The sequence below is a fragment of the Streptomonospora mangrovi genome, from assembly GCF_027604915.1.
Classification (GTDB): domain Bacteria; phylum Actinomycetota; class Actinomycetes; order Streptosporangiales; family Streptosporangiaceae; genus Streptomonospora; species Streptomonospora mangrovi.
This window is the reverse complement of record NZ_JAJAQC010000030.1, coordinates 67,001-88,696: the sequence shown is the minus strand read 5'-3', so window position 1 is coordinate 88,696 and position 21,696 is coordinate 67,001. Positions and strand designations below refer to the sequence as shown.

Annotated in this window: 19 protein-coding genes; all 19 read left to right on the top strand. The window is 75.2% G+C overall.

Annotated features, from left to right (window positions below; translation table 11 throughout):
* Nucleotides 1-1,031 precede the first annotated feature (1,031 nt).
* The 19 genes from LG943_RS17705 to LG943_RS17615 all read left to right on the top strand — a co-directional run bounded on the left by LG943_RS17705 (nucleotide 1,032) and on the right by LG943_RS17615 (nucleotide 21,013).
* Nucleotides 1,032-1,787: a DeoR/GlpR family DNA-binding transcription regulator gene (locus tag LG943_RS17705; protein WP_270073408.1), complete on the top strand. Its 756-nt coding sequence runs from the start codon at nucleotides 1,032-1,034 to the stop codon at nucleotides 1,785-1,787.
* 279 nt (nucleotides 1,788-2,066) lie between these two features.
* Nucleotides 2,067-3,167 carry a PTS mannitol transporter subunit IICB gene (gene mtlA / locus LG943_RS17700; RefSeq protein ID WP_270073407.1) on the top strand — a complete coding sequence of 367 codons (1,101 nt, stop codon included), beginning with the start codon at nucleotides 2,067-2,069 and terminating at the stop codon, nucleotides 3,165-3,167.
* Nucleotides 3,168-3,476 (top strand): PTS sugar transporter subunit IIB, encoded by a 309-nt coding sequence (locus LG943_RS17695; RefSeq protein ID WP_270073406.1) that lies wholly within the window; start codon nucleotides 3,168-3,170, stop codon nucleotides 3,474-3,476.
* Nucleotides 3,466-3,918: a PTS sugar transporter subunit IIA gene (locus LG943_RS17690; protein WP_270073405.1), complete on the top strand. Its 453-nt coding sequence runs from the start codon at nucleotides 3,466-3,468 to the stop codon at nucleotides 3,916-3,918. Before LG943_RS17695 ends, LG943_RS17690 begins: the two co-directional genes overlap by 11 nt.
* Before the next feature lie 75 nt (nucleotides 3,919-3,993).
* Nucleotides 3,994-5,034, top strand: coding sequence for a zinc-dependent dehydrogenase (locus LG943_RS17685; protein ID WP_270073404.1), 1,041 nt, complete (start codon nucleotides 3,994-3,996; stop codon nucleotides 5,032-5,034).
* A 529-nt stretch (nucleotides 5,035-5,563) separates the two neighbouring features.
* Nucleotides 5,564-6,121, top strand: coding sequence for a hypothetical protein (locus tag LG943_RS17680; protein ID WP_270073403.1), 558 nt, complete (start codon nucleotides 5,564-5,566; stop codon nucleotides 6,119-6,121).
* Entirely contained in the window at nucleotides 6,115-6,996 is an 882-nt protein-coding gene (locus LG943_RS17675; protein WP_270073402.1) for a hypothetical protein, read from the top strand. Before LG943_RS17680 ends, LG943_RS17675 begins: the two co-directional genes overlap by 7 nt.
* 79 nt (nucleotides 6,997-7,075) lie before the next feature.
* Nucleotides 7,076-7,801, top strand: a complete 726-nt coding sequence (locus LG943_RS17670) for an SAF domain-containing protein (protein WP_270073416.1) — start codon at nucleotides 7,076-7,078, stop codon at nucleotides 7,799-7,801.
* Nucleotides 7,801-8,646, top strand: a complete 846-nt coding sequence (locus LG943_RS17665) for a hypothetical protein (RefSeq protein ID WP_270073401.1) — start codon at nucleotides 7,801-7,803, stop codon at nucleotides 8,644-8,646. The genes LG943_RS17670 and LG943_RS17665 overlap by 1 nt, the downstream gene beginning before the upstream one ends.
* Before the next feature lie 16 nt (nucleotides 8,647-8,662).
* Complete coding sequence (locus LG943_RS17660) at nucleotides 8,663-10,027, top strand: CpaF family protein (protein WP_270073400.1); 1,365 nt, start codon at nucleotides 8,663-8,665, stop codon at nucleotides 10,025-10,027.
* Nucleotides 10,024-10,920: a type II secretion system F family protein gene (locus LG943_RS17655; RefSeq protein ID WP_270073399.1), complete on the top strand. Its 897-nt coding sequence runs from the start codon at nucleotides 10,024-10,026 to the stop codon at nucleotides 10,918-10,920. The genes LG943_RS17660 and LG943_RS17655 overlap by 4 nt, the downstream gene beginning before the upstream one ends.
* Entirely contained in the window at nucleotides 10,917-11,816 is a 900-nt protein-coding gene (locus LG943_RS17650) for a type II secretion system F family protein (protein WP_270073398.1), read from the top strand. Before LG943_RS17655 ends, LG943_RS17650 begins: the two co-directional genes overlap by 4 nt.
* Nucleotides 11,817-11,866: 50 nt before the next feature.
* Complete coding sequence (locus LG943_RS17645; RefSeq protein ID WP_270073397.1) at nucleotides 11,867-12,040, top strand: hypothetical protein; 174 nt, start codon at nucleotides 11,867-11,869, stop codon at nucleotides 12,038-12,040.
* 98 nt (nucleotides 12,041-12,138) lie between these two features.
* Nucleotides 12,139-12,495: a TadE/TadG family type IV pilus assembly protein gene (locus tag LG943_RS17640; protein ID WP_408648606.1), complete on the top strand. Its 357-nt coding sequence runs from the start codon at nucleotides 12,139-12,141 to the stop codon at nucleotides 12,493-12,495.
* Nucleotides 12,492-12,962 (top strand): TadE/TadG family type IV pilus assembly protein, encoded by a 471-nt coding sequence (locus LG943_RS17635; RefSeq protein WP_333486389.1) that lies wholly within the window; start codon nucleotides 12,492-12,494, stop codon nucleotides 12,960-12,962. The genes LG943_RS17640 and LG943_RS17635 overlap by 4 nt, the downstream gene beginning before the upstream one ends.
* Nucleotides 12,959-13,408, top strand: coding sequence for a pilus assembly protein TadG-related protein (locus tag LG943_RS17630; RefSeq protein ID WP_270073395.1), 450 nt, complete (start codon nucleotides 12,959-12,961; stop codon nucleotides 13,406-13,408). Before LG943_RS17635 ends, LG943_RS17630 begins: the two co-directional genes overlap by 4 nt.
* A gap of 23 nt (nucleotides 13,409-13,431) precedes the next feature.
* Nucleotides 13,432-16,722, top strand: a complete 3,291-nt coding sequence (locus tag LG943_RS17625; RefSeq protein ID WP_270073394.1) for an OmpA family protein — start codon at nucleotides 13,432-13,434, stop codon at nucleotides 16,720-16,722.
* Between the two features lie 880 nt (nucleotides 16,723-17,602).
* A complete protein-coding gene (gene nrdR, locus LG943_RS17620; RefSeq protein WP_270073393.1) occupies nucleotides 17,603-18,070 on the top strand; it encodes a transcriptional regulator NrdR in 468 nt (155 codons plus the stop codon).
* Nucleotides 18,071-18,166: 96 nt separating this feature from the next.
* Nucleotides 18,167-21,013 carry a vitamin B12-dependent ribonucleotide reductase gene (locus LG943_RS17615; protein WP_270073392.1) on the top strand — a complete coding sequence of 949 codons (2,847 nt, stop codon included), beginning with the start codon at nucleotides 18,167-18,169 and terminating at the stop codon, nucleotides 21,011-21,013.
* Nucleotides 21,014-21,696 lie beyond the last annotated feature (683 nt).

Genomic DNA, 21,696 nt, shown 5'->3' with positions numbered 1-21,696 from the left:
GACCACGTCTTGGAGTTGGGCCAGGGCGCGCATCGCGGCGGGGTCGGCTGAGGGGATCTCGATGCCCAGGAGGTACTTGATGGTCGTGCGCGCCCATTGGGGCGTGTCGGGACCAAACGGGGGCATGGTCGTGTACCTCGCTCATCGCCGCTGCGCCGGGTCGGTGGGGAAGACGACTGGCCGCAACCAAACCAACATCGCAGCGGAAACGTGAAAGGCGCGTCCGGGGAAATGCCGAGTTAACGGGGCGGAAATGCTCACTGAGCGTTATTTTGTGACGCAGGCCACTGGTGAATTCTGCCGCCGGGTCAATTAACTCGCCGTTATCTGCGGCGTATGTCCCGTGTCGCCCCCCGCTGATACCGAAGCGCCCGCCCCGCCTTCCCGGCCAGGTCCGCGCCTTGATCACGAACCCGCCGCCGCGCCGCCGCCTCCGTGCCCGCGCCCTTGTCCGCCCTTTCCCCGCCGTTCCTTCGGTGCGGCGCGCCTCGGCCGGAATAACGGCGTACGCCGGTTATCCGCCGCCGCGCCCGCGCAATGCGGTGTTACCGGATGGAGCACGTTCCGGTCCCTGTCGCCGAAATGCGCGGCGTGGGATAGTCGCGGAGGCGGATGCGGTGCGCGCCCGCCCGCGCGCCTGCGCACCCCCGCGCCCGCACGCTCGCGCGCCCCGCCGCCCGCGTGCGGCCGGAGCGCGCGGGGCAGACTGGGCACACGCGGTCGGCGCCGGCGGGGAGTGCGGTGCGGGCCGCGGCGACCGGCCGGCGACCGGCCGTGGGTGAACGCGGACCGTGAGCACACATCGCCGCGCGCGGGACGCGGAGGGGGTGGAGAGTGGGGATGGAGAGGGTGGACGCGGTGCGGTGCCCACCGGTCGAGCGGTCACCGACGTCCCCGACGTCCCCGACGTCCCCGACGTCCCCGAACGCCCGATGCGGGGAGAAATCGTCGTATCCGCTGGTCACCCTTGATTGCGTCGCGTTATCTCACTAACATCACTCAAAGCCACATCGAAACGCAGGTGATGCCACATGTACGCCGAAGAGCGGCAACGCCACATCCTTGAGCGCGCCCGGCGCGACGGCAGGGTGGACGTCGCCGGTCTCGCCGCGGCCTTCGACGTCACCTACGAGACGGTGCGGCGCGACCTGACCGCCCTCGAACGCCACGGGGTGCTCCGGCGGGTCCACGGCGGTGCCATCCCGGTCGAGCGGCTCGGCTTCGAGCCCACCCTCGCCCAGCGTGACACCGTCATGACCCCCGAGAAGGAGCGCATCGCCAAGCGCGCACTGGAGGAGGTGCCGGCCGAGGGGGCGATCCTCCTCGACGCCGGCTCCACCACCGGCCGCCTCGCCGAGCAGCTCCCGCCCGATCTCACGGTCGTCACCAACTCGGTGTCCATCGCGTTGACGCTGATGCCCCGGCCCAACACCAACCTGATGCTGCTGGGGGGCCGGCTGCGTCCGCGCACGCAGGCCACCGTCGAGAGCTGGGCGCTCCAGGCGCTGGAGGAGACCTACGTCGACGTCGCCTTCATGGCGACCAACGGCGTGTCGGCCGAACACGGACTCACCACCCCCGACCCCGCCGAGGCGCAGGTCAAGCGGGCGATGATCCGTTCGGCGCGGCGGGTCGTCCTGCTCGCCGACCACACCAAGGTCGGCAACGACCACTTCGCCCGCTTCTCCACGCTTGACGAGGTGGACTGCATCATCACCGACTCGGGCCTGGCCGACGGCCTGGCCGACGAACTCGCCGCGTTCGGGCCCCGGGTGGTCGTGGTGTGATCCGCCGCCCGGGCGTGCGCCGCCGCATCCGGAGGTCTTCGGTCGGCGCCGCGCCCCGGGCACGCCCCACAGCGGTGGTGCGTCCGCGCCGACCCCGGCCGGGCGCGCCCCCGGTGCCCGGCCGCACATCCGCCCGCCCGTCCCCCGGGCGGGTGCCCGCCCCGACACCGTCCCCTACCCTGCCGCACCGCCCGTCCCCATCCCCGATCCCCACATCCGCGGCCTCATCCGACTTCCGGCCCGCGGTCGTGCCGAAACGACTCCAGGTGATCTCCCCCCATGACCACACCGACTCCCACTGACTCCCAGAAGCCAGGCAGGTTCGAGGCGAGCCGCGCCGCCGTGCAGAAGTTCGGCGGCTACCTGTCCGGCATGGTGATGCCCAACATCGGCGCCTTCATCGCCTGGGGCCTCATCACCGCCCTGTTCATCCCCGACGGCTGGTTCCCCAACGAGACGCTGGCCGCGCTCGTGGACCCGATGATCGGCTACCTGCTGCCGCTGCTCATCGGCTACACCGGCGGCCGCCTCGTCTACGACCAGCGCGGCGCGGTCGTGGGCGCCATCGCCACCATGGGCGTCGTCGTCGGTGCCGACGTGCCGATGTTCCTGGGCGCGATGATCATCGGTCCGCTCGCCGCCTTCCTGCTGAAGATGGTGGACAAGGTCCTCCAGCCGCGCATCCACGCCGGCTTCGAGATGCTGTACAACAACTTCAGCTCCGGCATCCTCGGCGGCGCCATGGCGATCGTGGGCCTGCTGGGCATCGGCCCGGTCGTGCAGACGATCACCGAGGTCCTGGGCGCCGGCGTGCAGGCGCTGATCGACCTGTCGCTGCTGCCGCTGGTGTCGATCATCGTCGAGCCCGCCAAGGTGCTGTTCCTGAACAACGCCATCAACCACGGCGTGTTCACCCCGCTGGGCACCGCCCGGGTGGACGAGACCGGCCAGGCGATCGAGTTCCTGATCGAGACCAACCCCGGCCCCGGCCTGGGCATCCTGCTGGCCGTCATGTTCTTCGGCCCCAAGATCAGCCGCGCCACCGCGCCCGGCGCGATCGTCATCCAGTTCCTCGGCGGCATCCACGAGATCTACTTTCCCTACATCCTGGCCCAGCCCAAGCTGATCCTGGCCGCGATCGCGGGCGGCGTCGCCGGCGTGACCACGTTCATGGTCCTCGACGCCGGGCTCGTCGGCCCGCCCTCGCCCGGCAGCATCATCGCCCTGATGGCGGTCTCTCCCCGCGGCGGCCACCTGCCGGTGCTCGCCGGCGTGTTCGCGGCCACCGCCGTCTCGTTCATCGTCGCCTCCTTCCTGCTCGGTTTCGGCCGCTCGGAGCGGGCCAAGGAGAAGGCGCAGCACACTCAGGAGGCGAAGTAAGTGAGCAGCATCAACGGCTCGGACATCAAGAAGGTCGTCGTGGCCTGCGACGCCGGCATGGGCAGCAGCGTCCTGCTGACCTCGCAGATGTCCAAGACGCTCAAGCCCTACAACGTCACCGTGGAGCACTCCTCGGTCGACCGCATCCCCGCCGACGCCGACCTGGTGCTGTGCCACTCGGGCCTGGCCTCGCGCGCCCGCGCCAACAAGCCCGGCACGGTCGTGGTGCCCTTCCAGATGTTCATGGGCGACCCGGCGTTCGCGCGGGTCGAGCAGGCGATCAAGGCCGGAGAGACCCTTGCCGACTGACCTGCGCATCGGCCCCGAGGCGGTGCGGCTGGGCCGCACCGCCGCCGACAAGGCCGACGCCGTCGACCAGTGCGGCCAGCTGCTGCTCCAGTTGGGCGCCGTGGAAGCCGCCTACCTGCCCACCATGCACGAGCGCGAGCGCTCCATGCCGACCTACATCGGCGAGGGCGTGGCCATCCCGCACGGCACCGACGCCGCGCGGGCGCTGGTCAAGCGCACGGCGCTGGCCGTCGTGCAGTTCCCCGACGGCGTGGACTGGGACGGCAACCAGGCGTTCCTGGCGATCGGGATCGCCGCCAACGGCGACGAGCACACCGGTGTCCTCGCGGCGCTGGCCCGCATCCTCTCCGACCCCGAGAAGGCGGCGGAGCTGCGCGGGGCCCGCGACGTGGAGACCGTGGTGGAGCTGCTGAGCCCCATGGGCGCCGAACCCGCGGCCTGACCGCCGCGCCCGGCCGGCGCCGACCCGCCGGCCGGGCGCCATCCGACCACACCACCAGCAGAGAGAAGGCAGCACATGTTGGTCGCCCGCTTCTACGCGCCCGGCGACATCCGTCTGGAAGACGCGCCCGAGCCCCAGGCCGGTCCCGGTGAACTCAAGATCAGGGTCCGCAACTGCTCCACCTGCGGCACCGACGTCAAGATCCACCGGCACGGCCACCACCACATCGTGCCGCCGCGCGTCATCGGCCACGAGATCGCGGGCGAGGTCGTGGCCGCGGGCGAGGGCGTCACCGGGTGGGCCGAGGGCGACCGGGTGCAGGTCATCGCCGCCATCCCCTGCGGGCAGTGCGACTACTGCGGGCGCGGCTGGCAGACCATCTGCCCCAACCAGGAGTCGATGGGCTACCACTACGACGGCGGGTTCGCCGAGTACATGGTCATCCCCGCCAAGGTCCTGGCGGTCGACGGGGTGAACCGCATCCCCGAGGGCGTCTCCTTCGCCGAGGCCTCGGTGGCCGAGCCGCTGGCGTGCGTGCTCAACGGCCAGGAGATCGCGGGCGTGGGCGAGGGCGACACCGTGGTGGTCGTGGGCGCCGGCCCGATCGGCTGCATGCACGTGCGCATGGCGCGCGCCCGCGGCGCGAGCCGGGTGTTCCTGGTCGAGCTGAACCGGGGCCGGCTGGACATGTCGGCGGACGTGGTCCACCCCGACGCCGCCATCGCCGGCTCGGAGGTCGACGCGGTGGAGGAGGTGCTGCGGCTGACCGACGGCCGGGGCGCCGACGTGGTGATCACCGCCGCCGCCTCGGGCAAGGCCCAGGAGGACGCCCTGAAGATGGTGTCGCGCCGCGGCCGCATCAGCTTCTTCGGCGGGCTCCCTAAGGACAACTCGATCATCTCGCTGGACTCCAACGTGGTGCACTACCGCGAGGTGACGATCGTGGGCGCCAACGGGTCGAGCCCGGCGCACAACCGGCGGGCGCTGGAGCTGGTGGCCTCGGGCGCGGTGCCGGTGGCCGACCTGATCACCGAGCGGCTGCCGCTGGCCGACGTCCCCAAGGCCATCGAGACCGTGGCCTCGGGCACCGCGATCAAGGTGACGATCGAGCCGTAGCAACCGCGAGCGCGGCCAGAACCCCCGCCCGCGCGGCGCGGGCACCGGCCCCCGTCCGGGTTTCGGGCACCGCCCGGCCCGGCGGGGGCCGCTGTGCGTTGGGCCGCCGCGCACCGGCCGGTGCGCGGCGCCGTGCGGTGCGGCAACCGCCGCGTGCGGCCGCGCGGCGGTCGGCGGGCAGGTCAGGCGGGGTACCGGTGCGCGCCGCCGCTCCGGGGGATTGTTGGGGTTTCGGCCACGCCGGATTTACTCCGTGTGGTTTCTGTGGCTTTGGTGTGTTGTTCAGTTGCCTCAGGGTTGTTTGCCACGCATCCCTTATATAAAGTTACGCAAAGCCAAGAGAGAACACAGGCGAAGCAACACCCCCTCGTCCGGCCCGAGCCGTGGAAACGATCGGTGGCCTGACCGGTCGGCGTCCGCGTACGCCCACCCGCCGGGTGCCGTGTCCCGAGCATCCCCCACGACCCCCGGACCCGGCCGTCGGCCCCGGGCGGCGGCCGCCCAAACGGAACCGCTGGGATGGAAGCCAATGCAGCCAAGGAGCGGCGCCCCGCGCCCGCACCGGTTCGCTGACCGCGGGCGCGCCCGCGTGGCGGCGGCCGGAGCCGTGCTGGCCCTGGCGGCGCTGGCCGGCTGCTCCGCCGGCGAAGGCGGATCCGCCGACGCCAGTCCCTCAGCCGAGGTCGTCCTGCCCGGTGCCACTCCCACCGGCGGCGCCGAGCAGGCCGCCCTCGACGCCTACACCGCCATGTGGGACGCCACCGTCGCCGCCTCCCACGAGGGCGGCGGCAGCACCGGCGACCTCGACCGCTACGCCACCGGCGCCGCCTACTCGCTGCTGAACGAGGCCCTGCGCAGCGCCGCCGAGTCCGAGGTCACCGGCGAACCCGTCCTCGCCCCCGAGGTCACCGTCGAGGACGGCGACCACGCGAAGGTCACCGACTGCCTCGACGACTCCGCCTGGAACCTGGGCGCCGGCCCCAGTCAGAGCGGCGCCGGCCCCCGCCGGGTCGAGGCCGCGCTCGTCCACGACGGACTCGCCTGGCGGGTCAGCGAACTACGGATCTGGGAGCCCGGAACATGCTGAGACGCACCGGTAGGGCCGCCACCGCGGCAGCGATCCTCGTCCTCGCCGCGCCAGGGCACGCGCTGGCCGACCCCGCCTCCACCGCCACCACGGGCTCCTTCCTCAGCTCGATCGAGTGCGGCGACAACGGCGGGGGCGGCTGCGACATCCTGGTGCGGTCCATCCAGAACATCGCGGGCTCCGCCGGGACCCCCGGCACGCCGGCGAGCACCCCCGCCACCCCGGCGCCCGACCCCAACGACCCCTACGCCAACGTCGACTGGAACGCCGTCGACTGGAGCGCGGTGGACTGGAGCGCCGTCGACTGGGACGCCATCGACTGGGAGTCGATCGACTACAGCGGCGGCGCCGCGGCGGCCACCCCCGCCACCGCCGGCGCCGACCCGGTCGCCCTGATCGTGGAGTCCATGGACTCCTTCGACCTCCCCGAGCCCGAGATCTCCTCCTCGCCCGCCCCCGACTCCCTGATCCTGGTCACCACCCCGGTGTGGCTGTGGATCGACGAGGCCGAGTGGCAGCCCGCCACGGCCGAGGCCGAGGTCCCCGGCATGTCGCTGAACCTCACCGCCGTGCCCCGCGCCACCCGCTGGGAGATGGGCGACGGCACCGAGGTGGTCTGCGAGGGCCCGGGTACCCCCTACGACCCCGCGGCGCACGCCCCCGACGCGGAGTCGCCCGACTGCGGGCACGTCTACACCCGCTCCTCCCTCGCCGAGCCCGACGACGTCTTCACCGTCCGGGCGCGCATCAGCTGGGACATCACCTGGGAGCTGTCGGGCGGGGACACCGGCGCGCTCGACCCCGTCACCACGACCTCCACGGTCGACCTCACGGTGCGGGAGTCGCAGGGCCTGGTGACGGGGGACGGCCAGTAAGCAGCACCGGGCGGGCCCACTCCCCGCCCGGCCCGCGCGGCGCGGCCGCGCCCATGACAAGGAGGACCTGGTGACCACGATGACCGGCACCCGCGGGAGTGCCGCCGAGGCGCGCCCCGCCGCGGCCCCGCCGACCGTGCGCCTGCTGGGCACCGGCCCGCGCCGATGGCGCTGGCTGGGCCTCGGCGTCGCCATCATGACCGCCGGCGCCCTGGCCGGCGTGGTCGCCGTCGAGCAGCTCGACGACCGCCAGGGCGTGCTGGTCGCCGGCTCCGACCTCGCCGCCGGCCAGGTGCTCACGGCGGCCGACCTGGAGGTCGCCCGCATCTCCGTCGCCGACGGCGTGTCGGCGCTGACCGAGGACCAGCTGGAGGAGGCGGTCGGCAGCACTTTGGCCGTCCCGGTGCCCGAGGGCGGCGTGCTGCCGGAGACCGCCCTCGGCGCCGACGCCCGGTACCCGGCCGCCGGCCAGGCGGTCGTGGGCGCGGTCCTGGCGCCCGGCCGCTTCCCCGCCTCGCTCCAGCGCGGCGCCGCGGTCTCCATCGTCCTGGTCGAGGCCGCCCAGGGAGCCCCGGCGGGCGGCGGCGCCCAGCCCGGCGCCGCGCAGGGCGGCGGGGCCGCCGCCTCCGGCGACTCCGGGGTCACCGCCTACCCCGCCCGCGTGCAGTCCTTCGAGCTGTCCACCGCCGACGGCTCGGCCAACGTCGAACTGCTGGTCGACGCCCAGGTCGCCGGCCAGGTCGCGGCCGCCGCCGCCAACGAGCAGGCGACCGTGGTCCAGGTGTCCCCCTCGGGAGGCAGCTGATGGGCCGCACCACCGCACTGTTCTCGCTGGGCGGCGCGCCCGGGGTGACCATCACCGCCATGGCCATGGCCGCGGTGTGGCCCGAGCAGGCGGGCGCCGCCCTGGTCGAGGCCGACGCCTCCGGCGGCGACATCGGGGCCTGGTACCGGCTGCCCGCCTCGCCCGGGGTCACCGACCTCGCCGCGGCCACCCGCCGCCGCACCGCCGCCGACCCGCCCGCCGACCCCCTGACGTTCTGCCAGACCCTGCCCGGCGGGCTGCCGGTGTGCGCCGGCCCCGCCTCCGCCGACCCCGCCCAGGGCGCGGTGCAGTTGCTGGCCACCAACAGCCCCAAGCTCGCCGCCGGCGGCGCCGCCCAAGGCGGCCCCGCCACGGTCGTGGACCTGGGCCGGCTGGCCCCCCGCACCCCCACCGCCCACCTGGCCGCCAACGCCGACGACGCGCTGCTGCTGGTCAGCGACGACCTCGCGCAGCTGCGCCGGGTCAAGCAGTCCGCGGCGGCGCTGGCCGACTCCATCGGCGCGCTGCGCGTGGTGGTCGTCGGCGGGTCGGGCCCCACCTCCGAGATCGCCTCGGTCGTGGAGCTGCCCGTGTGGAGCGGCCGCATCCCCCTCGACACCCGCAGCGCCGCGTTCCTGCGCGGCGAGGCCAACCTGCGCCGCCCCCAGCGCCGCCCCCTCTTCAAGGCGGCGCTGGCGCTGATCACCACCCTGCTCGGCGCCCCCGCCGGCCCGCCGCCGGCCCGCCCCCAGCCCATCGCCCAGCGCTACCCGGCGGCGGCCGAGCAGCCGCCCGCCGCCGGCGGGCCGGGCGCCGCCGGCGCGGCACCGGGCGGCCAACCGTGAGGCAAGGGAGGGCACTGTGAGCGAGACCGACATCACCGTCGGCGGCCGCGTCGACCGCTTCCTCGACCCCCAGCGCGCCGAGCACGAGGTCGCCTGGACCCGCTGGGTCGCCACCGAGGCCGGGCGCCGGCTCAGCGAACTGCTGCGCGGCGCCGAGGACACCGACGCCGACGAGTACCGCCGGCAGGCCGAGCGGGTGATCGCCCAGATCCTCGACGAGGCCGCGCGCAGCGCCCTGGCCCAGGGGCGCGCCGTGCTCGACGCCCGCACCGAGGAGGTCATCGCCTCCCGCGCGCTGGCGCAGGTGTGCGGCATGGGGCCGCTGCAACCGCTGCTGGACGACCCCGACATCGAGAACATCAACTGCAACGGCACCCAGGTGTGGGTGCGCTACTCCGACGGCAGCCGCGAGCGCCGCCCCCAGCTCTTCGAGACCTCCGAGCAGCTCGTGGCGCTGGTGCGCCGCATCGCCGCGGAGTCGGCCACCGGCGAGCGCCGGTTCGACCCCGGCGCGCCGATCCTGGACATGCCGCTGCCCGGCGGCGAGCGCATGAACGCCATCATGGACGTCGCCCGGGTGCCGGCCGTGTCCATCCGCCGCCACCGCTACAGCAGCACCACCCTGGCGCAGCTGCGCGAGCTGGGCACCCTCGACGGCCTCTCCGAGCGGCTGCTGCGCGCCGCCGTGCTGTCGCGCCGCAACATGGTCGTCACCGGCGGCACCGGCGCGGGCAAGACCACGCTGGTGCGCGCCCTGGCCGCCGAGATCCCGCCCACCGAGCGCATCGTCACCATCGAGGACGTCTTCGAGCTGGGGCTGGACCGCGACGTGGAGGCCCACCCCGACTGCGTCGCCCTCCAGGCGCGCCCCGCCAACGTCGAGGGCGCCGGCGAGATCACCATCGCCGACCTGGTGCGCGCCGCGCTGCGGATGTCGCCGGACCGGGTGATCGTGGGCGAGACCCGCGGCCACGAGACCGTGCCGCTGCTCAACGCCATGAGCCAGGGCAACGACGGCAGCCTCACCACCCTGCACGCCGCCAACTCCGCCGGCGCCTTCACCAAGCTCGGCGCCTACGCCGCGCAGTCGGCCGAGCGGCTGCCGCTGGAGGCCACCGCCGCGCTGGTCGCCGCCGCCGTGCACCTGGTGGTGCACGTCTCGGCGCTGCCCACCGGCAACCGCGTGGTCACCAGCATCCGCGAGGTGGTCGGCGCCGAGGGCCAGAACGTGGTCTCCAACGAGATCTACCGCCGCGACCGCGCCGGCGAGATGCTGCCGGCGGCCCCGCCCAGCCCCGCCACGGTCGACGCGCTCGCCGAGGCCGGGTTCGACGTCGCCCAGCTCAGCGCGACGATGGGCATGGGGGGGTGGTCGGCGTGACCCCCGGCGTCACCGGGTTCGTCCTGGTCGCGGTGTGCGGCGCGGTCGCCGGCGCCGGCCTGTGGGTGGCGCTCGCCGCCCTGGCCGCCACCCCGCCCGCCCCCCGCGGCACCAAGCGGGTCCCGCTGCGCGACGTGCTGCTGGGCGGGCACCGCCCCCTGCGGCTGGCCGGCGCCGTGGCCGGCGGCGCCCTGGTGTGGGCGGTGACCCAGTGGCCGGTGGCCGGGGTCATGGCCGCGCTGGCCTGCTGGTGGCTGCCCGCCGTGCTCGGCCCCGACCGCCACTACGAGCGCCACGTCGCCGGCGTGGAGGCGGTGGCGGCCTGGGCGGAGATGCTGCGCGACCTCATGGCCGGCGCCTCGGGCCTGCACCAGGCGATCAGCGCCACCGTGCCCATCGCGCCCGAGCCGGTGCGCGAGGAGGTCTCCCGCCTCGCCGACGACCTGCGGCGCGGCCGCTCGCCCCAGGCCGCGCTGCGCGACTTCGCCGACGAGGTCGACAACCCCACCGCCGACCTGGTGTCGGCGGCGCTGAGCACCGCCGCCTCCCGCCACGCCACCGACCTGGGCGTGCTGCTGGGCAGCCTGGCCGAGGCCGCGCGCGACCAGGCGGCGATGCTGGTGCGCATCGCGGCCAGCCGGGCGCGGGTGCGCACCTCCACCCGCATCATCATCGGGGTGACCCTGGGCATGGCCGCGCTGCTGCTGCTGTTCAGCCCCGACTACCTGGCGCCGTTCGACTCCCTGGTCGGCCAGGTGGTGCTGGCCGGCATCGGCGCGATCTGGGGCACGGCCCTGGTGTGGATGGTGCGGATGGCGCGGCCCAAGCAGGGCCCGCGCGTCCTGGCGCCGGCCGCCGAGAAACCGGTCGAGAAGGCGGAGGCCCCCGCATGAGCGGATTCACCCTGCTGCTGAGCGCGCTGGCCGGCCTGGCCGTCGGCGCGGGGCTGTGGCTGCTGCTGGCCACCCGCTACTCCCGGCCGAGCCTGCGCGAACGGCTCGCCGAGACCCCCGTGCCCATCCACCGCCCCGTCCGCACCGACGCGGCCGGCCCCCTCTCGCGCCTGGGCGTGGTCGGCGCGCCGCTGATGGCGGCCCTGGGGCTGCCCGGCGCGCGCGCCCGCCGCAACCTCATGGTGTGCGAGCGCGACGTCCCCGGCTACCTCGCCGAGAAGGCCACCGGCCTGGTCCTGGGGCTGTGCGCGCCGCCGCTGCTGGCCGCGCCCCTGGCGCTGGTCGGCGTGGACCTCGCCTCGCTGTGGGGCGCGGCCGCCTGGGCGGTGCTGGCCGGCGTGCTGTGGTTCGCGCCCGACATGGCGCTGCGCGACGAGGCCAGCAAGCGCCGCGAGCAGATGCGCCACGCCCTCGCCGGGTTCGCCGACCTGGTGGTGGTGTCGCTGGCCGGCGGCGCCGGCGTCAACGGCGCGCTGTCGGACGCCACGGCGGTGGGCGGCGGCTGGGCCATCGGCCGCATCCGCGACGCCCTGCGCGCGGCGGCGCTGCGCCGGCTGCCGGCCTGGACGGCGCTGCGCGAACTGGGCGAGCAGTTCGACACCCCCGAGTTCAACGAGTTGGCCGCCAGCCTGCAACTGGCCGGCGCCGACGGCGCACGCGTGCGGGGCTCGCTCGCCGCCAAGGCCAAGACGCTGCGCACCCAGTTCCTGTCCGAGCTGGACGCCGAGGCGCAGTCGGCCACCGAGCGCATGAGCCTGCCCGTGGTGCTGCTGTTCGCCGGGTTCCTCGGCATGCTCGGCTACCCGGCCATGACCCACATCCTGACCAGTCTGTGAGCTGCCCGTCCGCAGCCCGCCCGCCCTGATGAGACCACCTGGAGCCCGCGATGAAACTCCTGATCCACCTGCTCAGCGACCGCAGCCGGCGCGCCCGCGGCGACGGGGGCTACTCCACCGAGACGGTCGTGGTCATCGCGCTGCTGGTGGCGATGGCCATCACGGCGGTCGGGTTCATCTCCGCGACCGTCCTGGAGCGCGCCCAGAGCCTCACGCTCGAATGATCGCGCGCCCCGCACCCCGCCCCGCACCCCGCGCCGCGCGCCCGCGCCCGCCCTGGGCCGGGCCGCCGCGCCCCGGCGAGGACCGGGGCAGCGCCGAGGTGGCCGTGGCCACCCCGCTGCTCCTGCTGCTGGTGCTGCTCGTCATCCAGGTGGCCGTGTGGATGCACGGCGACCACACGGCGGCCACCGTCGCCCGCCAGACCGTGGAGACGGCGCGCGCCGCCGAGGCGCCCGACGCCCAGGCCCAGGCCGAGGCGTTCGCCGACGAGATCGGCGGCACCGTGCTGGGCGACCCCACCATCCTGGTCGAACGCGGCGAGGTGAGTGTGCGCGTGGTCGTCGAGGCCGAGGTGCCCAGCCTGATCCCCGGCCTGACCTGGCCGGTGCGCCACGAGTTGACCGCGCCGGTCGAGCGCTTCGTGGAGCCGGGCGAGGCGGGAGGGGACGCGCCGTGACCCCCGCGACCGCCCCCGCCGCGCGGCGCGCCGGCCGCGCCGGCGGGCGCGCCCCGCGCCGCCCCGCCGACCGGGGCTCCATGGCCACCGAGCTGACCGTGCTCACCCCGATGTTCCTGCTGTTCGCGATGCTGATGCTGCTGGCCGGCCGGGTCACGGGCGCCGAGGCCACCGCCGACGAGGTCGCCCACGCCGCCGCGCGCGCGGCGGCCCTGGAGCGCACCCCCGCCCAGGCCGACGCGGCGGCCGCGGCCACCGCCGAGGCGTCGCTGAGCACCCACGGCCTGGTGTGCGCCGACTACACGCTGAGCCTGGACCACGGCGGGCTGCTGCCCGGTGGCGCGGTGCACGCCGTCCTGGAGTGCCACGTCGGGCTCGGCGACCTCGTCGGGCTGGCGGTCCCGGGCACCCACACGATCCAAGGGGAGTCCACCGTCGTGGTCGACACCTTCCGGGGGCGGCCGTGAGCGCGCCGCCGCCCGCGCCCGCCCACGGTCCCGGCGGGCGCCGGCGCGGCGACTCCGGCCAGGCCACCGCGTTCGTGGTGGTGCTGGCGGTGGCGTTCCTGCTGTGCCTGGGCCTGGTCTTCGACGGCGGCGGCCTGCTGCGCGCCCGCAGCAGCGCCCACCTCATGGCGCAGGAGGCCGCGCGCGTGGGGGTCCAGCAGATCGACTGGGCGGCCTACCGCTCCGGCGCCGAGGAGGTCGGCCTGGACCCCGTCGAGGCGAGCCGGGCCGCGCAGGCGTTCCTGGCCGACGCCGGCGCCACCGGAACCGTGACCGTGGACGGCGACACCGTGACCGTCACCTGTAGCGTCGACTACGGCTTCGCGCTGCTGCCCATCGGCTCCACGACGGTCGAGGCGACCGCCACCGCCCGTCCCTACACCTCACCCGCAGCACCCGCTCCATAGCGATCGAGATCCGTGGAGGCGATATGAGCTTCATCCGCAGGCTGAGCGCGCTGGCGCTGGCCCTGGCGATCCTCGCGGGGCTGCCCTACGTGCTGGTGTGGCACCTGCCCTGGCCGGCGCTGGACCTGTCGTGGACCACGGCGCTGGTGCACGTGCGCAGCCTCTCCGCGCCGCCGGGGGTCGCCATGGCGGCGCTCATCGTCGCCCTGTGGGCCGTGTGGGGCCTCTACGCCGCCGGGATCGCCGCCGAGCTGGTCGCGCGCGGGCGCGGCGGGCGGCTGCCGTTCCGGCCGCTGGGCCCGCTCCAGGTGGTCGCCGCCACCGCGCTGGGCGCCACCGTGGCCTCGCCCGCCTCCGCGCTGGCCGACACGGTGCAGGTGGAGCAGGTCCAGCCCGGGGAACTGAACCTGGACCCCTCGGCGGAGCCCCGGGAGTCCCCGCGCCCCGCCCCCGCCGCCGACGAGACCGCGCCGCCCGCCGACCTCGACAGCGGGCCGGCCGAACCCGGCTCCACCGTCGAGCGCTCGCGCACGGTCGCCGGGTTCGCGCTCAACTCCGACCGGCTGACCGACCCCATGCGCGAGGACCTCACCAAGGTGGCCGACATGATCCGCGACTTCGGCGGGTCCGACCACACGGTCCACGTCACCGGCCACGCCGACCAGACCGGACCCGAGGAGTTCAACCAGCAGTTGTCGGAGCAGCGGGCGCGCGCGGCGGCCGACTTCCTGCGCGAGAAGCTGGGCGAGGACGCGCCGCGCATCGAGACCGAGGGGCTGGGCTCCAGCGACCCCCGCGACGGCGACCTCGCGGCGCAGCGGCGCATCGAGGTCGACTACACGGTGGTCAGCGGCGAGCAGCCCAACGCGGCGCCGACCACCCCCCAGGCCCAGCCCACCCCCGACGCGGCCGAGGACGCGCCCCAGCAGGACGCCCCGGCCAACGCCAACGCCGATGCCGGCGGTGGCACGGGCGGCGGCGCGGAGACGGGCGGCGGCGCGGGCGACACGGCCGCCGCGGGCGACAGCGCGGGCGGCGGCGCGGGTGAGGGCACCGGTGACAACGCCGCCGGGACCGCCGACTCCGCCGCCGGGGAACCGGCGGGGGAGGGCGCCGAGGAGGGCGCGCCGGTCGTCGCACCGCCCATCCTGCCGACCTCGGCCGACCGCGCGGTGCCGGAGTTCTCCGTGGACGTCGCCAACCCCGCCGTCGCCGGCGCCATCGCGGTCGCCGGCATCGTCGGCGGCTACGCCATGGGCCGCGGCAAGGGCGTGCCGGGACTGCGGCTGTCGCTGCCGCGCCTGGCCAGGAACCGCAAGCCGGCGCCGCCGCGCGCCCTGCCGCCGGCCCCGCCCCGGCCCGAGGTCGCCGACGACATCGACGAGCGGGTCACCGTGGAGCTGGACCACGTGCCCGGCATCGGGCTCACCGGCGCCGGGTCGTACCCGGCGGCCCGCCGGCTCGTCGTCAACGCCCTGGGCGACCCCGAGCAGCGGCCCGCCCGGATCCTGCTGACCGACGAGCTGGCCGAGCGGTTCCTGGGCCGCGAGGCCCGCGACGCGCTGCGGGCGGACCCGTGCGAGCCGGTGCGGATCGTGCCGACAATGGAGGACGCCCTGGCCGAGCTCCAGCGGGAGCTGCACGAGCGCGCGGCCGACCCGCTGACCTCCGCCGAGGGCGACCCGCTGGTGCTGATCACCGAGCCCGACGCGCGCCACGAGATGGCCCTGTCGGGGCTGCTGCTGCACGGCCAGCGGCGCGGGATCACGGCGGTCACCCTGGGCCGCTGGCCGCTGGGCGGCAGTTGCACGGTGGCCGCCGACGGGCTCATCACCGAGACCAGCCCGCCGCTGAACCCGCTGTTCCACGCGTCGTGGCCGGGCTCGACCCAGGCGGACGTGGCGGCGGCGGTACGCGCCCACGCGGGCGCCGGGGACGCCGGGAGCGCCTGGACGGACGCGGCGGCCGCGCCGGTCGGCGAGGTCGACTGGGACGCGCTGCCGGAGTGGGCGACGGCGGAGTCGGCCGCGCCGGCGGCCGACCGCGCCGACACGGAGCAGAGGGAACAGGAGGCCGAGCCGGCCACCGCCTCCGCCGCTGCCGGCGCCGGGGCGGAGGAGTCGGTGCGGCCGATGCCCCGCAAGGCGGGCCGCCGCGGCCGGGCGCGGTTCCGCCGCCTGGCGGCCGAGTCGCCCGGCGACCGCAGCGAGCGGCTGACCGACGCCGACGGATTCTCCGCCGCCCTGCTCCCCGACGCGGGAGGTGCCGAGGACAACGAGGCAGGCGCCGGGGCCACGCCCTCGGCACCGGGCACGGCCGTCGAGGAGCCGACCCGCGACTCCCGCTCCCAGCGCGCCGACGGCGCGGGCGCCCCCCAGCCGACCGGCTCCGCCGCCCCGCCAGTGCCGGGCGAGCGGCCCGCGCCGCCCGGGCCGGCGGCGGCGTCCGCACCGGCAGAGGCATCCGCCCCGGCCGCGTCGGCAGAGCGGTCCACACCGGCCGCGCCGGCGGAGGCGTCCGCGCCTGCCCAGTCGCCTGAGCCGCCCGACGCGGCCGTGCCGGCGGCGCCCGCCGTGCCCGCCCCGCCGATCGACCTGCCCAGCGCGGTGCCGGGCGTGGGGCGGTACGCCCCTGTCGGCCCGGTCTCGCCGCTGCGGCGCGGCGGCAGCGCCGCCCGGTCCGCCGCCGATCCCGAGGCGGCGCCCGCCGACACGTCCGCCGGCGCGGCGGCCCCACCCGAGGCGGCCGAGGACCCGGCGCGGACGGATCGGAAGCGGAGGGGACGGCCGCGCCGCCCCGGTGCCGACGCGGCCGGTGACACCACCGCCGAGGTCACCGCCGACACCGCGCCCGCGCCCGCACCTGCGGACGCCGAAGCCGAGAAGCCGCCCGCGCCCGCCGGGACGGCCGTGCCGCCGCGCCGGCGCGGCCGGTTCGCCCGGCTCGGCGACCGCGCCGACCGGACGCGCGGGGCGGTGGACACGGCCCAGCAGCCGCCCGCCGCCGACGAGGCGGCCCCGGACGAGGGCGCCGACGCCCCGGCGACCTCGGGAGCGGATTCGGGGGCCGCGCCGCGCCGGCGCGATCTGACCCCGCGCGCGGCCCGGGTGCGGCGGATGCGGGAGGCGCAGGCCGACGCCGAGCGCGAGGAGGCCCCGCCGACCGGCGACGCCGCCGACCGCGACCCCCAGGGCGCCGTCGACCCCACGGGCGCCGACGGCGACGCCGACCACGACGGCGGCTCGCCCCGCCTCCCGCGCAAGCCCAAGAAGGCCGGCCGGGGCCGCGCCTGGCGCCCGCGCGAGACCACCTGAGCCCCACGCCGCCCCTCGGCCGCCCCGACGCAGCCCCGGGGCGGCCCCGGGCGGGGCTTGTCCCGCCGGTGCCCTCCGGGCGCGTGTACGGGTCCCTCAGGGGTCCCGGCGATGCGTGTGGGCCGGTCCCTCGGCGTGCCGGCGAGCCGCCCCGGAGGGTCCTCCTCCCTCCCGCGCGGCCGGAGTCGGCCACCCGGTCGGGGAATGCGGTGCGCAACACCTGACCTGGGCGTCCGTGCGCGCGCGGCGGCCTGACACGGGACCGGCGTGTGCGAGACGGGGGTGTTCCCCGAGGGGGTAAGGTGGCCCCCGCCCGCGACTCCCGGCGGGAGTCGCGAAGGCGCCCGGAGCCTCCCTCCGGCCGCCGCGCTCCTTCGGCGCGTCCGCGCCGCCCCCGGCCCCCGTGCGGGGTGCCCCGGCCAGGCCGTCGCGCGGCGCGGCCGGTGACGCGACCGGGGGTGTGCTCGGTGGTGCGGCCGGCGGTGTGGTTGTCGGTGTGGTTGTCGGCACACCGCCGCTTCCGCCCAGGTGAGGACGTTGCGGACACGCCCGGCCACCCCTCGTGGTTTTCCCCGGGATGACCAGCGGGAAGACCCCGCGCCGGTGCCAAGGGGACTTGCGTGGCTGGTGTGGCGGTCGTAGGTTGACCACAACATCTAGTGCTCGCCATGGAACACGCGGCCTAGAAATTGTGCTTTAGTAGGTACCCGTTCCTTCGGGGGCGCGCCCGTGCGGCGGGCGTCGCGGTGTCCGCGCCAAGCGGGCCGAGCGCCCTCGCCGCCGGGACTCCCGGTGCCGCCGCGCGTGTGCGCGGCGGGCCGGCCCGGTCGGCGCGGGGCGCCGCGGGAGACGACGACGATCATGGGGGAGGCGTACCGGCGTGCACTGTCCGTTCTGCCGCCATCCCGACACCCGGGTGATCGACAGCCGCTCCACCGACGACGGCGCGGCCATCCGCCGCCGCCGCTCGTGCCCGAGCTGCGAACGGCGCTTCACCACGCAGGAGACCGTGCTGCTGATGGTCGCCAAGCGCTCGGGGGTCACCGAGCCCTTCTCGCGGAGCAAGATCGTCGCCGGGGTGCGGCGCGCCTGCCAGGGGCGCCCCGTCACCGAGGACGCTCTCGCCAAGCTCGGCCAGCGGGTCGAGGAGGAGATCCGCTCACGCGGCGTCGCGGAGGTCCCGGCCCACGAGATCGGCCTGGCCATCCTGGGTCCGCTGCGCGAACTGGACGAGGTCGCCTACCTGCACTTCGCCTCGGTCTACCGCGGGTTCGAGTCGTTGGCGGACTTCGAGCAGGAGATCGCCATGCTGCGGGCCGACCGGGAGAAGGCGCGGCACGAGGACTAGCGCGCGGCGGCGGCCGGGCGAGCACGGCACGCACCGGTCCCCACGGCGTGGGGGCGGTGCCTGGTATGGGTTTCGATGAGGAGCAGGGGGAGCGAGATGACGGAGACCGCCAGCGGGGCGGCCCGCAAGGGCAAGGACCGGCGCAAGGGGCTGAAGATCGAGCGGGTCTTCACCACGCCGGGCGTGCACCCATATGACGCGGTCGAGTGGGAGCGCCGGGACGTCGTCATGACCAACTGGCGCGACGGGTCGGTCAACTTCGAGCAGCGCGGCGTCGAGTTCCCCGCCTTCTGGTCGATGAACGCCACCCAGATCGTCTCCAGCAAGTACTTCCGCGGCGCCCTGGGCACCCCCCAGCGCGAGTGGAGCCTCAAGCAGTTGGTGGACCGGGTCGTGGGCACCTACACCGCCACCGGCCGGGCGCACGGCTACTTCGCCACCGACGAGGACGCCGAGATCTTCGACCACGAGCTGAAGCACGCGCTGGTCCACCAGTTGTTCAGCTTCAACTCGCCGGTGTGGTTCAACGTCGGCACGGCGTCGCAGCAGCAGGTCTCGGCCTGCTTCATCCTCTCCGTGGACGACACCATGGAGTCGATCCTCGACTGGTACAAGGAGGAGGGGATCATCTTCAAGGGCGGCTCGGGGGCCGGGGTGAACCTCTCCCGCATCCGCTCCAGCAAGGAGCTGCTGTCCTCGGGCGGCACCGCCTCGGGCCCGGTGTCGTTCATGCGCGGCGCCGACGCCTCGGCGGGCACCATCAAGTCGGGGGGCGCCACCCGGCGCGCCGCCAAGATGGTCGTCCTCGACGTCGACCACCCCGACATCGAGGACTTCGTGGAGTCCAAGGCGCGCGAGGAGGACAAGATCCGCGCGCTGCGCGACGCCGGCTTCGACGTCGACCTGGGCGGCGCCGACATCGTCAGCGTGCAGTACCAGAACGCCAACAACTCCGTCCGGGTCTCCGACGCCTTCATGCGCGCCGTCGAGACCGGCGCCGACTTCGGCCTGACCTCGCGCACCACCGGCGAGGTGCTGGCCACCGTCGACGCCAAGGAGCTGTTCCGCAAGATGGCGCGGGCGGCGTGGGAGTGCGCCGACCCCGGGCTCCAGTACGACGACACGATCAACGACTGGCACACCACCCCCGAGAGCGGGCGCATCACCGCCAGCAACCCCTGCTCGGAGTACGTCCACCTGGACAACTCCTCCTGCAATCTCGCCTCGATCAACCTCCTGAAGTTCCTCGGCGACGACGACACCTTCCAGATCGACACGTTCGTCAAGCTGACCGAGCTGATCATCACGGCGATGGACATCTCCATCACCTTCGCCGACTTCCCGACCGAGAAGATCGGCGAGACCACCCGCGCCTTCCGCCAGCTGGGCATCGGCTACGCCAACCTCGGCGCGCTGCTGATGGCCACCGGCCACGCCTACGACTCCGACGGCGGGCGCGCCGTGGCCGCCGCCATCACCTCGCTGATGACCGGCACCGCCTACAAGCGCAGCGCCGAGTTGGCCGGGGTCGTCGGCCCCTACGAGGGCTACGCCAAGAACGCCGACGCCCACAAGCGCGTCATGCGCAAGCACGCCGCCGCCAACGACGACGTGCGCCTGGTCGGCGCCATGGACCGCGCGATCCACGCGGCGGCCACCGCGGCCTGGGACAAGTGCCTCAAGACCGGTGACAAGAACGGCTGGCGCAACGCCCAGGCCAGCCTGCTGGCGCCCACCGGCACCATCGGCTTCATGATGGACTGCGACACCACCGGCATCGAGCCCGACTTCTCGCTGGTCAAGTACAAGAAGCTGGTCGGCGGCGGCTCCATGCAGATCGTCAACCAGGCCATCCCGCGGGCGCTGCGCAACCTCGGCTACCAGCAGGAGCAGGTCGAGGCGATCGTGGAGTACATCTCCGAGAACGGCCACGTGGTCGACGCCCCGGGCCTGCGCCCGGAGCACTACGAGGTGTTCGACTGCGCCATGGGCAAGCGCTACATCAAGCCCATGGGCCACGTGGAGATGATGGCGGCGGTCCAGCCGTTCCTCTCCGGCGCGATCTCCAAGACGGTGAACGTGCCCGAGGAGGCCACCGTCGAGGACTTCGAGCACATCTACTTCCAGGGCTGGAAGCTCGGCCTGAAGGCGCTGGCGGTCTACCGCGACAACTGCAAGGTCGGCCAGCCGCTGTCCACCGGCTCCGGCGAGAAGAAGGCCGCCGACACCCCGCAGGAGGCGCCCGCGCCGCAGGTGGTCGAGGTCAACCGGCCGGTGCGCCGGCGCCTGCCCAAGAAGCGGCCCAGCCAGACGGTGTCGTTCTCGGTCGGCGGCGCCGAGGGCTACATCACCGCCGGCTCCTACCCCGACGACGGCCTCGGCGAGGTCTTCATGAAGCTCGGCAAGCAGGGCTCCACCCTGGCCGGCGTCATGGACGCCTTCTCCATCGCCATCTCGATCGCGCTCCAGTACGGGGTCCCGCTGGAGACCTACGTCGAGAAGTTCACCAACATGCGGTTCGACCCGGCGGGCATGACCGACGACCCCGACATCCGCATGGCGCAGTCGGTGGTGGACTACATCTTCCGCCGCCTGGCGCTGGACTACCTGCCCTATGAGGAGCGCGCCGCGCTGGGCGTCCTCTCGGCGGAGGAGCGCCGCGCCCAGGCCAACGGCGAGGACCCCGCCCAGGTCGCGGCCCAGGTGGAGTCCTACGCGCAGTCGGCGCCGGTGACCCCGGCCGAGGCCGCGGCGGAGTCGGCCCCCGAGCGGGACGGCCGCGCCGCCCCGAGCGCCGAGGTGCACACCACCACCGAGCTGGTAGAGCGCCAGCAGGGCTTCGTCGCCGACGCCCCGCTGTGCGTCACCTGCGGCACCAAGATGCGCCCGTCGGGCAGCTGCTACGTCTGCGAGGGCTGCGGCTCCACCAGCGGCTGTAGCTGACAGCGGGTTCCGGACACCGGAACAGCGCCCTGACCAGAGTGGGAGGGCCGGCACCGCGCCGGCCCTCCCACGCGCGTTCGGGGCGCTTGTCCGGGCCGCCGGGCCGCCGGGCCACCAGGACCGTGCGGCGGGCGCCGAGTCGGTGAAAAAACCGGCGACCAGGGGAGTCGGACCGGCGCGGGGGCGGTCTGGTCGGCGGGCGGGGGAGCGGTCGAGTTCACCGGCCCTTTAGCCGGGGACCGGTACGGACGTGCGCCGGGACCAGCGGCGTCGCCCAGCGTGCCCGCCGCCTCACTGGGTGCTGGGACGCCCCTTGCGCCCCAGGTGTCCCGCTTCTAGCATCGGATCAGCGGGAGGTAAAGCAAACCTAAACCACACAAAGCAATGCTCGAACACACGTAGTGCCACAGTCGCGCCGCCCCGCCCGCGCCCCAGCGCCGCCGCCGTAGCCCTCCCCATCTCCCCGACTCCCTGCCCCCAGAGGACGACGAGATGCACCCCCGCCCCCGGCCGTCCGCCGCCCCACCCCCCGTCCCGCACTGCCAGGGGATCGGTGCGGCGGCCGGTTCCCCGGTTCACGTCCGCGCGGTCGGCCCCGCCCGGGGCCCGGAGGCCGCCGCGCCGCGCCGTCCTCGCGCGAGCCGCGTGGGCGCGCACCGAATTTCGGCCGCGTCCCCGCATCC

Coding starts and splice junctions, on each gene's coding strand:
- LG943_RS17705 (WP_270073408.1), top strand. CDS start 1,032: ATGTACGCCGAAGAGCGGCAACGCCACATCCTTGAGCGCGCCCGGCGC.
- mtlA (WP_270073407.1), top strand. CDS start 2,067: ATGACCACACCGACTCCCACTGACTCCCAGAAGCCAGGCAGGTTCGAG.
- LG943_RS17685 (WP_270073404.1), top strand. CDS start 3,994: ATGTTGGTCGCCCGCTTCTACGCGCCCGGCGACATCCGTCTGGAAGAC.
- LG943_RS17680 (WP_270073403.1), top strand. CDS start 5,564: ATGCAGCCAAGGAGCGGCGCCCCGCGCCCGCACCGGTTCGCTGACCGC.
- LG943_RS17675 (WP_270073402.1), top strand. CDS start 6,115: ATGCTGAGACGCACCGGTAGGGCCGCCACCGCGGCAGCGATCCTCGTC.
- LG943_RS17670 (WP_270073416.1), top strand. CDS start 7,076: ATGACCGGCACCCGCGGGAGTGCCGCCGAGGCGCGCCCCGCCGCGGCC.
- LG943_RS17665 (WP_270073401.1), top strand. CDS start 7,801: ATGGGCCGCACCACCGCACTGTTCTCGCTGGGCGGCGCGCCCGGGGTG.
- LG943_RS17650 (WP_270073398.1), top strand. CDS start 10,917: ATGAGCGGATTCACCCTGCTGCTGAGCGCGCTGGCCGGCCTGGCCGTC.
- LG943_RS17645 (WP_270073397.1), top strand. CDS start 11,867: ATGAAACTCCTGATCCACCTGCTCAGCGACCGCAGCCGGCGCGCCCGC.
- LG943_RS17625 (WP_270073394.1), top strand. CDS start 13,432: ATGAGCTTCATCCGCAGGCTGAGCGCGCTGGCGCTGGCCCTGGCGATC.
- LG943_RS17615 (WP_270073392.1), top strand. CDS start 18,167: ATGACGGAGACCGCCAGCGGGGCGGCCCGCAAGGGCAAGGACCGGCGC.